Here is a 12,071-nt window from a genome sequence, read left to right as displayed (position 1 = left end):
AGTGACACCGCCTTATCCCCGATAACGGATACTAATAAGGACTTGCATGATCGGAGTCGAATTAGGGTGGAACCACGAGCTGAACGCACTCGTCCCTTTCTGGGAGAGATGCGTTTTTTTGCGTTCACAACTACAAGGAAAGGGAGGTAAGCAGGCATGGATATTCAAGTGATTTTGCCAGATGGAACAAGTAGGAGGTACGTACAAGGAACGACGATTGAACAAGTTGCTGAATCGATTAGTGTGGGGCTGAGGAAGCAAACGATCGCTGGCAAAATGAACGGCCAATTGGTCGATTTACAGCAACAAATTGAAGCGGATGGCCACATCGAAATCGTCACTTTGGAGAGTGAACAGGGATTAGAGGTTTATCGTCATAGCACAGCTCATGTATTAGCTCAAGCGCTTAAACGGATCTATGGGGCGGCGGCAATTAAACTTGGCATTGGACCCGTTATCAAAGATGGTTTTTATTATGATATCGAGATTGAGAAACCATTATCAAGTGATGATCTAAGAGCAATAGAAGACGTGATGAGTCAAATCATTCAGGAGAACATTCCGATTGTTCGACGAGTCGTCAGCCGAGAGGAAGCATTGGACATTTTTGCAAAATTAAATGAGTCCTATAAACTTGAGCTTCTCCGAGATCTGCCTGAAGACGTGTTGATTTCGATCTATGACCAAGGGGAATTCTTCGACCTATGCCGAGGTCCTCATCTCCCTTCAACTGGACGGATTAAAGCTTTTAAATTGCTCCATGTAGCAGGGGCGTATTGGCGTGGTGATGCGAAGAACCCTATGTTACAACGGATCTATGGCACAGCATTTCTGAAGAAGGCGCAGCTCGATGATCATCTGCACAGGCTCGAAGAAGCGAAGAAACGTGACCATCGTAAGCTTGGGAAAGAACTTGAACTCTTTATGTTCTCGGAAGAAGCGCCAGGCATGCCTTTTTATTTGCCGAAGGGGATGATTCTGCGCAACGAACTTGAGAATTTCGCTCGAGAGCTGCAACGACTTAGAGAATATGATGAAGTGCGTACACCTCTGATGATGAATAATCGCATTTGGGAGGAATCGGGGCATTGGGATCATTATAAAGACAATATGTACTTTACGCATGTAGACGAAACAAAGTATGCGCTTAAACCGATGAATTGCCCAGGTCACATGTTGATTTATAAAAATAGTTTACACTCCTACAGGGAATTACCGATTCGCCTTGCAGAATTTGGTCAGGTTCATCGTCATGAGTTTTCGGGAGCGTTGAATGGGATGATGCGTGTACGGACTTTTTGTCAGGATGATGCCCATCTCTTCGTTCTGCGAGAACAAATTGAGGATGAAATCGGGCGGGTTATTGAGCTGATCTCGCATGTCTATCACGTATTTGGTTTCGAATATCGAATTGAGCTTTCGACAAGACCAGATGATTATATGGGTTCAAGTGAGCTCTGGGATCAAGCGGAGCAATCGTTGCAGAATGTCCTGGATAAAAGAGGGATCGCGTACCATATTAATGAGGGGGATGGCGCTTTCTATGGGCCCAAAATTGATTTTCACATCCTCGATGCCTTAAAGCGGAGTTGGCAGTGCGGAACCATCCAATTGGATTTCCAAATGCCTGAAAAATTCGATTTATCTTATATTGGAGATGATAGTCTCAAGCATCGGCCAGTTGTGATACATCGGGCTGTGTATGGTTCGATTGATCGCTTTATCGGGATTTTAACTGAGCATTATGCGGGAGCGTTCCCGTTGTGGCTGGCACCTGTTCAAGTGAAACTACTGCCAGTTTCTGATCACTATGTGGATTATGCTTTCCAAGTGAAGAAATCGCTTGAAGAGGCAGGAATACGAGTAGAAATGGATGCGCGGGCGGAGAAATTAGGATATAAAATTCGCGAAGCCCAGCTAGACAAAGTCATGTACATGCTCATCCTTGGTGAAAAAGAACAAATCTCCGGCGGTGTCTCCATCCGAAAACGAGGAGAGGGTGATCTTGGAATAAGATCACTGCCGGAGATTATGGAGCAAATCAAGTCAGAAATTGCGGCGAAACAGTAACGAATTTTAGTTTTCGTACCAAGGATTCAAATGGATCAGAACTTCATCTACGTCACTATGCTGATCCATAATGGATTTCTTGATGGCACGTGAAATGTCATGGCCTTGTTGGATGGTTAGTTCACCATGTACTGAAATTCGAGCATCTACCAGAATATAATGTCCGTGCTCTCTCGCACGTACACGATCAATACGTTTCACGCCAGGAACCGCTTCGATCAACGCTGTATATTGCGAAAGCATGTGTTGATCGACGGTTTTTTCCATGAGAATATCAAAGGATTCTTTGGCCATTTCGATGCCTAGTTTCAAAACTAGGAGAGATACAATAACTCCGGCCGCTGCATCGCCATAGGCTAACCAATAAATGTCATAAGCTTTACCAATGAAAGCTAAGCCAATACCAACAACAGCTGCAAGCGAGGCATACACATCGGCTATATGATCATGAGCTGTCGCAATTAAGCCTTTGCTGTTCGTACTACGTCCGATTCGCATGGTGTATACATAAAGAAGATATTTCCATACCACGGAAACTGCTGAAGCGATTAAGGCGATTAGACTTGGTGCGCTTGGTTCATGGAATAAAGCAGCAACTGCGTGGTAACCGATATAAAGTGCAGCTGTTACAAGGATGAAAGCAACAAAGCCTGATCCCAGTACTTCGGCTTTACCGTGGCCATAGGGGTGATCTTCATCTGCTGGGAGCTTGGAAATCCGCATGGCACTTAGTGCGGCAATGGTTGCAATAATGTCCCCTGCGTTATGAACGCCGTCTGCCATGAGGACTTCACTGTTAAATATGAGACCGATAATAATTTTTGTAATCGTTAATAAAATGTTACTGATGAGGGAGAGCCAAATGGCCCAAACCGATGACTTGTTGTTGACGTGCATGAATGATGACCTCCTGCAGAAGTGTTTCCCGAAGGAAAAAAAATCCCTCGACCTAAGGTCGGGGGATTGGGCTGTTATTTTTATGAGAATCTAGTAAACTATCAAAATTAGTCATATTCAACACTTCACTTTTCACAAATATCTTTGTATAATACCACACATAATGAGAAATCACAAACCTCCAAATGTCTTGGGAAGGAAGTCGAGTGGCATGCGCGTACATGAATTTAAGATTACAAAGGATTTAGAGCGAAGCGATTTATCTGGTATTTCTGTGAAATCATCTCATTTTATTTCAGATGTCACGCTCGACTTTCAGTTTGATGATAAGCACCATAAGGTTGATGTGAAAAGTGTATTAGGTATGCTGCTAGTCCCCATCAAGGCAGGCACAACACTGCGTTTGCTCACGAGAGGAAAAGATGAGGAAGAGGCTATGCATTTTATTTTTGATTTATTTCGGATCTTTTGTTAACTGCTTGTTCGTATGCGCTTACAGAGTGCAGAATTGCATTGTTTTGTGACAAGATTGGATAGAGCGCTGACACGATAAAACAGGTAGAATAGCAGATATAAACGGTGTGGAGACACGCTAGTAAAGCCTGTTGGAGGTCATTTATCGATGAGTAGCTATCGCGTGGTTGTTGTTGGGTGTGGCGGTATGGCCAATGTATGGGTTGAAAATATGAAACAAAGACATGAATGCGAAATTGTGGCGCTTGTTGATATTAAAACGGAGTTCGCGCAAGCGATGGCGGAGCGACATGGGCTAACTTGTGGTGTGTATACGGATATTGAAGCTGCCATTCGCGACAATGAGGCTAATTTGGTACTGGATATTACGATCCCAGCGAGTCACTTCCAAATCGGAAGTTCAGCGCTTCGACATGGGTGTGATGTGCTCGGGGAGAAACCGATGGCAGCTACGATGGACGAGGCTAGGGAGCTTATTCAGATAGCAGATGAAACAGGAAAGTCATTGGCTGTTATGCAAAATCGCCGTTATGACGCGAATATCCGCGCCTTTCGTGAGTTGATCCAATCCGGTACGATTGGTCGTGTAGGTTATGTTGGTGCGGACTTCTTTCTGGGGCCGCATTTTGGAGGCTTTCGCGATGCAATGGAAAGTCCGCTCATTCTAGATATGGCGATCCATACGTTCGATCAAGCTCGTTTTATTACAGGGGCAGACCCCGTTTCGGTGTACTGCCAAGAATTTAACCCACCCGGCTCCTGGTATGCCGGGAATGCCTCCGCGATCTGCATCTACGAGATGTCAGACGGCTCTGTGTTCTGCTACCGCGGCTCCTGGTGCGCGGAAGGTGCGCCAACCTCCTGGGAGGCGGATTGGCGTGTGACAGGCGAGCAGGGCACTGCTCTGTGGGACGGAGCGGGTGCGCCGTACGCGGAGATTGTCGCTGCCGGCACTGATGAAGGCGGCAAGTTCCTTCGAGAGTTCACGCGTGTGGACGCGAACGTGAACTGGTCTGGCCGCAGCGGCCATGCCGGCTGCTTGGACGAGATGTTCGCGGCGCTGGCCGAAGGCCGCCGCGCGGAGACCGACTGCCGCGACAATATCAAGAGCATGGCGATGGTATTGGGCGCGCTGGACAGCGCGAAGCTGGGACAGAAGGTCGACCTGCGCTCGTATTGGAACTAAGCGTAACTGCTAAGCATGATAAAAAGCCAACAATTCACACTCGGTGTGGGATTGTTGGCTTTTCTGTTTGTTGCAGGACATACTTCAATTTCCATTCCACCCAACTAAATGGAAAAAATACAGCTAATTTCACTCCATTCAGCCGAAAAAACACGTTAGATGGATTTCCTACAGCTAATTATGCCAATTACGACGTTTTGAAGAAATCGAGGCTAATTAGCTACATGAAATCCAGCTATTTGTTGTTTTCGCAAGATATGCGTGAAATTAGCTGTATGAAATCCAGTTATTTGCAATGATGGGCATCTGGAGGTGGCGCTTAAAGGTTTCGCTCTGATTTACGCTCTGTTTAGATCTTATTCGCCAAAGCTAGGCACGACTAGCAGCAAATCCCCGTTTAGTGAATATCTTTCTTCTTAAAGCGTCCACCCTTAACATCATGGATATTCCCGATGGCCAGGAAAGCTTTGGGATCCAGGTCGTCGACAATGGATTTGAGCTTCGCTTCTTCGAGTCGTGTGATGACGCTGAAGATGACCTTTTTATCATCACCCGTAAAAGCGCCTTCGCCTTTGAGGTATGTGACTCCCCGCCCTAGCCGATTCGTAATCGAATCCCCAATTTTTTCATACTCATCGCTGATAATCCAAACCGATTTCGATTGATCGAGACCCTCTATCGTGATATCAATCATTTTGAATGCAATGAAATAGGCAATCAGAGAATACATCGCGCGATCCCATCCGAAGACGAAGCCTGCGCTGCCAAGAATGAAAAAGTTGAAGAACATGACAATTTCGCCTACGGAGAAGGGCATTTTTTTACTAAATAAAATGGCTACGATTTCCGTACCGTCCAGTGAGCCTCCCGAGCGGATTACGAGTCCTACGCCAACCCCGAGGATAATCCCTCCGAATACGGCAGCTAACAGAGGATCAATGGTGATCGCTTGCACGGGATGAAGTAAAGTAGTGCCAATGGACATAAGCACGACTGAAAACGTTGTTGAAATGGCAAAGGTTTTGCCGATTTGCTTATAACCGAGTAAGACAAACGGAAGATTTAGCAAAACAAGAAATATACCAATTGGAAAACCGGATAAATGAGATAGGATAATGGAAATACCTACGATTCCGCCATCAATAATATGATTAGGAACTAAGAAGATTTCTAATCCAATCGAGACTAGGATCGTCCCAATAATCATAAAAAAGATTCTACGTGCGAACTTCATTCTCGTTAGTTTCCGATGTTGCGCTTGCGCTTGTGCCTGTGTTTGTTCAGCACCTGTTGATGAATTAGCCATGAAAGTTTCCTCTTTTCCTCAATCATTCAATTTCGTTACTTATGAGTAAGAAGGAATGAGGCCCGCATAACGTGAGGTGAATTTGAGGAAAGCAAGTAGGATAACTTTCAGTTTTTTCCAAATTAAATGTGTCAAAAAAACGATGAATACAACAAAAACGGTCATTTCATAGTGTTTGTGAAACTGGTCATGTAGGTGAATTTTATTTTCGTAGATATGAATGAATTCCTTAGAAGGCGGTTGCTGTTGACTAGTCAAGACCTGAGTGGTATTGGCTGAAATGAGAACATCGGTATCGGCTGAGGCATGATTGGATATAGGGGGTGTTAAAGGGAAGACGAAAAGTCCGAGAATCAGCCAGACCATGATTGTCCAACAGCATCTGCGTGTTAAAGGGTTCACAACCATCCCCTCCAGACAATATGAATCCAAATTTGCTTGAATTGTAGCACTTCATTTCCAATGAGTCAAACTCCGCAGTTTGATAAACCCGTTGTCACGATTTCCTTTCGTGAATTTGGACCCTTTAGGCCAATTGTGCATACATTAGTAGGATGAACCCTAGTAGGAGAGGTGAAACTGTGAGCAGTGTGATTGGCATTCTCCTAGATCGTAAAACCTATCTTGGCATCCTTCGGAAGCAAACCGGATATGAGCATATCGACTACTATAATCAAGCTGCAGTTGAGCTTGGGATGATCCCTTTTTATATGTGCTTAAAACATGTTAAGACAAAGTCAGCGCTGGGCTTGTGTTTTGAGAATCAGAAGTACACGTTGAAACGCATGCCGATCCCTAAGGTGATTCACAATCGTGCGATGACGCTGTCCCCAACTTCGCAACAGAAATTACAAGCTATTGCTAAGATAAGCCAAGTTTTTAATGGTCAAAATAGACATGATAAGCTTTATATTCATCGCTTGTTACGTGCGAGTACCGAAAGCTCTGCATTTCTTCCTCATGCCATGAAGTACTCACGTGAAAATCTAGTTAAAGCGATGAGTCGATACGTTTCTTTTTTTGTGAAACCTACTAATAGCTCTGTGGGTAAAGGTGTACTAAAGGTATCTGTAATGCCAGATCAGATATGGCAGGTATGGTGGAGTAATCAATTACCGCGGCAGCTTGCTGAGCAGCAAACGATTGATTTTATAGATGAGAAAGTCAATGGACAATCCTATTTAATTCAAGAAACGATTCCACTTTCAATGTATGAAGGACGCCCTTATGACTTAAGGGTTTCGGTACAACGTGGTGATAAAGGACAATGGGGAGTCACGGGGATTGCCGGAAAGGTTGCTGCTGATGGCCGCCATGTCACGAATTTGGCAAAGGGCGGAGAGGCTGTTCGTTGTGAAAAGTTGTTCCTAAACAATGGCTTTGACCCTGTGGTAAAAAGAAAACAGGTAGAAGAAGCAGCGCTTCAAATCGCAGAAAGCTTGAGTTTGCAAATTCCATCGATCTCGGATGTGGGAATGGATATGGGGATTGATCATCAAGGTGCGATATGGTTAATCGAAGTGAATGGCCGAGATCAGCGATATCAATATAAACATTTGAATTTAAACAAGACTTTTTATCGTACTTATGAAACACCTATGCTTTATGCCAAATATTTATTGAGCAAATGAGTCAATTAGACGCAAATCATATAGTAAACCTGCGTGGAAAAGGTGGAGTGAGGATGTGAGTGAGCGTGTTCTCGTCATTAAAATGAATTTATTACCATGGTATAACGAGCTTGACGATCGTTTGGAAGTGAATCACCCAACCTTTCCCGAAGCTGTTCGTCAACGGATTCAAACGTTTGGTGAATTTCGAATCATCTCGATTAATCGCCTTCAGACTCGAATAAGGCGAATTCCAGAAAAAGCTTAGTGCCATTTATGCGTAGAAATTAGGTAAATGTGGCATAATTAGTATAGAAGCAATACCCGTAGAGGCAGGGAAATACCTGCTTCTTTTTGTGTACAGAAAATGAATTTGGCTTTTGTGTTGCTTCATACCCCTATAAACAAGTAAAATAGAAGTGAAGCATTATTCGTTCGATGTAGGCTTTTACCCACAAGCAAATACAGGGTGTACAGGAAAAGGGGACATTTAAAGGTGAACGTTCATTTAAATTTTACAAACAAGGGCAAAGTGGTAATCGAAAATTTCAATAATGAGGAGCTCATTGAAATTTTTAGTCGTTATATTAACACGTTAACGAAGAAGTACGCAGTTGATATTACGGTGCCTGCTGAAGCAAATCAGAATATCGTCCAAGATGGTTCATTTAAAGTTGTTCTTTCGAATGTACAATGTGATGTTGAGACATTTTTCAAAGAGCTCGGGAGAGATATTAAAGTGCCTCTGAAGAAGAGAGCGGACGGTAAGCTTGAGAACGTGTTTAAAATTCAAGTGATTGATTAAGTTACGGGGGCATGTATGCTTAGTTTAGACGAAAAGTTAGCAATAGCAACATCCTTCCCGGAACTTGCGCGTAAGGATGTTTCACTGGGACGAATTAATTTTCATTATCTAGAAAGTGATTATGAGAAGACTACAGTTCTTTATCATCTTCACCCGAATGGAAATGGATTCGTGTATGCCGAATACATCCCAGGTTGTACGGTGGATGCGAAAGGTTTAATTAACATTCGGGACTATAGTGAAGACGAGCTTCGTGAGATCATTGCGAAGTCGATTCAGTCTTTAACTCGCGGCGGTAGTCCTAAGATTTCGAAGGTCGAAGAAGTCCAAGCCCCTCAAGAAGAGATTTGGGTGGATGAAGATGGCAACACGCTGAGTGTAACTTTCGTGGAAGATTTATGGTATATCTACGCAGGAGAAAACCTCGATTGTGCCTTTGAAACGTATGAAGAAGTACAAGAGTATTTGGAAGAAGAAGGCTTTGATAAGAAGTAACAGTACATGAGAGCCCTCCTTGGAGGGCTTTTTTTGTGGTATACTGTTGGAAAATCGTTCAAGCACAACGAATGTCAAAGGGGAAACATAACGTCATGAAATTTAGACCATGTATCGATCTACATAACGGAAAAGTGAAACAAATTGTCGGTGAAACCTTGGGTGGCGAAGGGCAAGCGGTTGTTGAGAATTTCGTGTCTTCGTATGACTCCACCTATTATGCGAATATGTTCAAAAGAGATCGTTTAACCGGCGGGCATGTCATTATGCTTGGCGAAGGGAACAAAGAAGAGGCGATAAAAGCGCTTGCTGCGTATCCTGGGGGTCTGCAAATCGGCGGCGGCATACATGCGGAGAATGCTAGCTTTTACCTTGAGCAAGGGGCATCACATGTCATTGTAACGTCTTATATTTTCCGCGATGGTCAGTTGAATATGGATAATCTTACGCAGATTGTTGAAGCGATTGGTAAAGAGAAATTAGTTATTGATCTTAGCTGTAAAGAAAAAGATGGCAAATGGTATGTGGCAACCAATCAATGGAAACAGTTAAGTGATGTGGAATTGAATCAAGAGACGATTCGGTTCTTTGAGCAATATTGCGATGAATTTCTAATCCATGCGGTGGATGTGGAAGGGAAGCAAAGTGGCATCCAACAAAGTTTGGTTAGTTCTTTGGCGGCGTGGGTTACAATTCCAACTACGTATGCAGGCGGTGCTAGATCATTTGAGGATTTGGCGTTATTTAGACAGCTTTCCCAAGGGAAATTGGATATTACGGTAGGCAGTGCCCTTGATATTTTCGGTGGAAAACTCTCGTACGATGAAGTTGTGGAGCAGTTAAGCAACTCATTGTAGCGTTAGTTTTTCGCAAAAGGATGTGTGCGATGGCACTTTGGCACAAACTGTATGTATGTGGAATTGTTATGATCCTCCTGTTAATTATGATTGGAGAGCTAGTCTGGCTGCCAGATCCATTAAGATGGGGGACTCGCTTTTACTGGATAGATCTTATTGATGGGCTGATTTATGCGATTGCCATTGTTCCTTTGATCTGGATGGGTGCTGCACTCTTGCATCTTTCACAGTCGCCAACACGGAGGATGAAAGTATTTCGTGGCTTAATTGCCTTCATATGTTTACTAAGTGTTGTTATTGTGGTTTCCATACCCAAAAAGCTGGAGTTCTCTGCTTCCGCAATGATTCTTAGTTTGTTACTTATCGCAACGGATATCGTCCTGCACGAAAGGAAGAAACGCAAGGTGCCACACCAGAGTATAATCGTTTTTGGTGTGACACTCGTTCTCTTGCTTGTAATGCTATGGCCAACGCAATATTTGGTGACATATCCAGGTATTACACTCAATATGAACCGATATGCGCAAGCCGAAGGCGGCTCCAAACATGGCGATATTTCGGGTGTTCTTATTTTCGAACGTCCAGCATTTCCAATGGACTGGTTGTATGCGAAGCTTTTTAAAGATTACACCTTTGAAAAGATTGAAACGTTAGGAATGTCGCTCGGCGAATATAATCAGGAAGTTCGTACGATGAAGGAAGATGCGAATGCCGCGGGGAGTGCAATTGCTTTCCAGAAAGTGGGGATTGGCAAAGGCATTCTATCTGAAGGCGTTCGGATTACGGCTGTTTTGCAAAATACGAAAGCATCTGAAGTGCTGCAGCCAAGCGATGTCATAATAGCACTGAATGGTCAGCCGATTACCATGACTCAGGAGCTTAGTGAGCGAATGAAGCTGATTAAACCAGGCGAATCGATTCGATTGACTGTGTTACGGAATAAAGCGAAAGTCGAGTTGACGGTAGCCACGCGTGCAAGTACAGATGATCCCGCTCGTGCATCCATCGGAATTATGATTGCGAATGAACTCCGCTATGATATCCCAGATCTTGTGACTTATCATAGCTATTTGTTGCACGAAGGTGGACCCTCCCATGGGGCGATGCTGGCTTTAACGTTAATTGATCAGCTAACACCTTGCGGTGTGACGTACGGTCATCATGTCGCAGGGACTGGGACGATTGAACCGGATGGCTCCGTCGGGCCTGTTGGCGGGCTTGTTCAGAAAGCCTATACCGTGAGCCGTACGAATGCGGATGTGTTTTTCGTTCCTGTATCTAATGAAGCAGATGCGAGAAAAGGTGCTGGTGATCTACGTATCGTACCCGTGCGCACGCTAGATGATATATTGAATTGGTTAAAAGCTAATCCCACAACTGGCGCACCCGCTTGTTCATCCTAATACGTTCTAGTTAGTCTCGAGCCGCTTCATATAGCTTGCTGGCTACCAGCTTGGGCTCATAATGCGCAGTCGTCATGTGATCACCATGGAGTTGTATGAATCGGAAAAGGCCGAGCCTGCTTGACATGTGAGGATGCCACCCATAGTTGGGGTCGCCAAATGGGATCACATTATCTTCCATGAGGTGTACGTAGCTTTTGGGAATTGGAAGGCTATAAAATTTCTTCAGATCTAATTTCTCAAATAACGGACCTACCGGTTCGGGGAACGCTTTTTTGTAGATCTGTTGCGCTTGGCTAAGACTGGCCAGATTGGTGAAGGCTTCTCTAAAAAAATCAAAAGGCAGTGTAATCGTATTGTTTTTGGAGCTTGCGGCTAGCTGCTTAAATTGTTCAACGACTTGAGGTGGCAACTCATCTGCAAGCATTTCGCCATCTTTGAGGACAAAAGCGTTGAGAAAAACGAGTCGCTTCAAGCGATCGGGTACTAGCTCCGCTACTTTTTGGATCACTGATCCTCCAAAACTATGGCCAACAAGGACGACGTTATGCAGTTTATGCGAAATGATGAAATCGGCAACAGATTTGCTTATCATCCCATGGGTCACATTTTTATTGGGGTCAGCACCGTGTCCTGGAAATTCAGGAACGAAAACGGTATGGCCTTTTTTGCTTAGCTCAGCAGCAACGCCTGCCCAGAAACTGGCATCTGCCCATGAACCATGGACAAGGACGAAAGTAAGTGGCTGCTCTTTGGCACGATAAGAGGAATCATCCTCTTGGCTCCAAGGGGTTGACATATAAGGCCAGTTCGTAGGCATGGGATTGGTTGGATAAGGGAATGGCCATGAGGGGCCTAGATTCTGATAATTCTCGTTCAAATAAGTCATTGTGGTCTTCCTCTCGCTTAGTGATATATTACTATATGCCTAGATGACATTTGTGCGATTGGAAATTGAAGTAGAAGGG

12 protein-coding genes are annotated in these 12,071 nt (G+C 44.2%); 9 read left to right on the top strand and 3 right to left on the bottom strand.

What is annotated here, in order from left to right:
- Window positions 1–156 precede the first annotated feature (156 nt).
- The gene (gene thrS / locus L6I86_RS03795) at window positions 157–2,070 is read left to right on the top strand and encodes a threonine--tRNA ligase (RefSeq protein ID WP_236284759.1); all 1,914 of its coding nucleotides are present in this window, start codon (window positions 157–159) and stop codon (window positions 2,068–2,070) included.
- Between the two features lie 6 nt (window positions 2,071–2,076).
- On the opposite strand, the gene L6I86_RS03790 is transcribed toward thrS, so the two are convergent.
- Window positions 2,077–2,967: a cation diffusion facilitator family transporter gene (locus L6I86_RS03790; protein WP_236284758.1), complete on the bottom strand. Its 891-nt coding sequence runs from the start codon at window positions 2,965–2,967 to the stop codon at window positions 2,077–2,079.
- A 211-nt stretch (window positions 2,968–3,178) separates the two neighbouring features.
- Between L6I86_RS03790 and L6I86_RS03785 the strand changes: the two genes are divergently transcribed.
- On the top strand, window positions 3,179–3,442 hold the full coding sequence (locus L6I86_RS03785; RefSeq protein ID WP_056621252.1) for an HPr family phosphocarrier protein: 264 nt from the start codon (window positions 3,179–3,181) through the stop codon (window positions 3,440–3,442).
- A 147-nt stretch (window positions 3,443–3,589) separates the two neighbouring features.
- Window positions 3,590–4,627: a Gfo/Idh/MocA family protein gene (locus L6I86_RS03780; protein WP_236284756.1), complete on the top strand. Its 1,038-nt coding sequence runs from the start codon at window positions 3,590–3,592 to the stop codon at window positions 4,625–4,627.
- Window positions 4,628–5,024: 397 nt separating this feature from the next.
- Here L6I86_RS03780 and L6I86_RS03775 read toward each other — a convergent pair whose 3' ends face one another.
- Window positions 5,025–5,861, bottom strand: coding sequence for a YitT family protein (locus L6I86_RS03775; protein ID WP_236285652.1), 837 nt, complete (start codon window positions 5,859–5,861; stop codon window positions 5,025–5,027).
- Window positions 5,862–6,514: 653 nt separating this feature from the next.
- Between L6I86_RS03775 and L6I86_RS03770 the strand changes: the two genes are divergently transcribed.
- The 6 genes from L6I86_RS03770 (at window position 6,515) to L6I86_RS03745 (ending at window position 11,103) form a co-directional block, all read left to right on the top strand.
- Window positions 6,515–7,564 carry a YheC/YheD family protein gene (locus L6I86_RS03770; RefSeq protein ID WP_236284753.1) on the top strand — a complete coding sequence of 350 codons (1,050 nt, stop codon included), beginning with the start codon at window positions 6,515–6,517 and terminating at the stop codon, window positions 7,562–7,564.
- A gap of 55 nt (window positions 7,565–7,619) precedes the next feature.
- Window positions 7,620–7,811 (top strand): hypothetical protein, encoded by a 192-nt coding sequence (locus tag L6I86_RS03765; protein WP_236284751.1) that lies wholly within the window; start codon window positions 7,620–7,622, stop codon window positions 7,809–7,811.
- Window positions 7,812–8,039: 228 nt separating this feature from the next.
- The gene (locus L6I86_RS03760) at window positions 8,040–8,348 is read left to right on the top strand and encodes a hypothetical protein (RefSeq protein WP_056621264.1); all 309 of its coding nucleotides are present in this window, start codon (window positions 8,040–8,042) and stop codon (window positions 8,346–8,348) included.
- A gap of 15 nt (window positions 8,349–8,363) precedes the next feature.
- Complete coding sequence (locus L6I86_RS03755; RefSeq protein ID WP_236284749.1) at window positions 8,364–8,843, top strand: hypothetical protein; 480 nt, start codon at window positions 8,364–8,366, stop codon at window positions 8,841–8,843.
- A 95-nt stretch (window positions 8,844–8,938) separates the two neighbouring features.
- Window positions 8,939–9,700 carry a phosphoribosylformimino-5-aminoimidazole carboxamide ribotide isomerase gene (gene hisA, locus L6I86_RS03750; RefSeq protein ID WP_236284747.1) on the top strand — a complete coding sequence of 254 codons (762 nt, stop codon included), beginning with the start codon at window positions 8,939–8,941 and terminating at the stop codon, window positions 9,698–9,700.
- Between the two features lie 29 nt (window positions 9,701–9,729).
- Complete coding sequence (locus L6I86_RS03745; RefSeq protein WP_236284745.1) at window positions 9,730–11,103, top strand: PDZ domain-containing protein; 1,374 nt, start codon at window positions 9,730–9,732, stop codon at window positions 11,101–11,103.
- Window positions 11,104–11,113: 10 nt separating this feature from the next.
- On the opposite strand, the gene L6I86_RS03740 is transcribed toward L6I86_RS03745, so the two are convergent.
- The gene (locus L6I86_RS03740) at window positions 11,114–11,992 is read right to left on the bottom strand and encodes an alpha/beta fold hydrolase (protein WP_236284743.1); all 879 of its coding nucleotides are present in this window, start codon (window positions 11,990–11,992) and stop codon (window positions 11,114–11,116) included.
- Window positions 11,993–12,071 lie beyond the last annotated feature (79 nt).

The organism is Paenibacillus allorhizoplanae, from assembly GCF_927798215.1.
Lineage (GTDB): Bacteria > Bacillota > Bacilli > Paenibacillales > NBRC-103111 > Paenibacillus_E > Paenibacillus_E allorhizoplanae.
This window is presented reverse-complemented; position numbering and strand designations above follow the sequence as displayed.

Coding starts and splice junctions, on each gene's coding strand:
- L6I86_RS03745 (WP_236284745.1), top strand. CDS start 9,730: ATGGCACTTTGGCACAAACTGTATGTATGTGGAATTGTTATGATCCTC.
- L6I86_RS03740 (WP_236284743.1), bottom strand. CDS start 11,992: ATGACTTATTTGAACGAGAATTATCAGAATCTAGGCCCCTCATGGCCA.
- L6I86_RS03755 (WP_236284749.1), top strand. CDS start 8,364: ATGCTTAGTTTAGACGAAAAGTTAGCAATAGCAACATCCTTCCCGGAA.
- L6I86_RS03775 (WP_236285652.1), bottom strand. CDS start 5,861: ATGAAGTTCGCACGTAGAATCTTTTTTATGATTATTGGGACGATCCTA.
- L6I86_RS03790 (WP_236284758.1), bottom strand. CDS start 2,967: ATGCACGTCAACAACAAGTCATCGGTTTGGGCCATTTGGCTCTCCCTC.
- L6I86_RS03785 (WP_056621252.1), top strand. CDS start 3,179: ATGCGCGTACATGAATTTAAGATTACAAAGGATTTAGAGCGAAGCGAT.
- L6I86_RS03780 (WP_236284756.1), top strand. CDS start 3,590: ATGAGTAGCTATCGCGTGGTTGTTGTTGGGTGTGGCGGTATGGCCAAT.
- thrS (WP_236284759.1), top strand. CDS start 157: ATGGATATTCAAGTGATTTTGCCAGATGGAACAAGTAGGAGGTACGTA.
- hisA (WP_236284747.1), top strand. CDS start 8,939: ATGAAATTTAGACCATGTATCGATCTACATAACGGAAAAGTGAAACAA.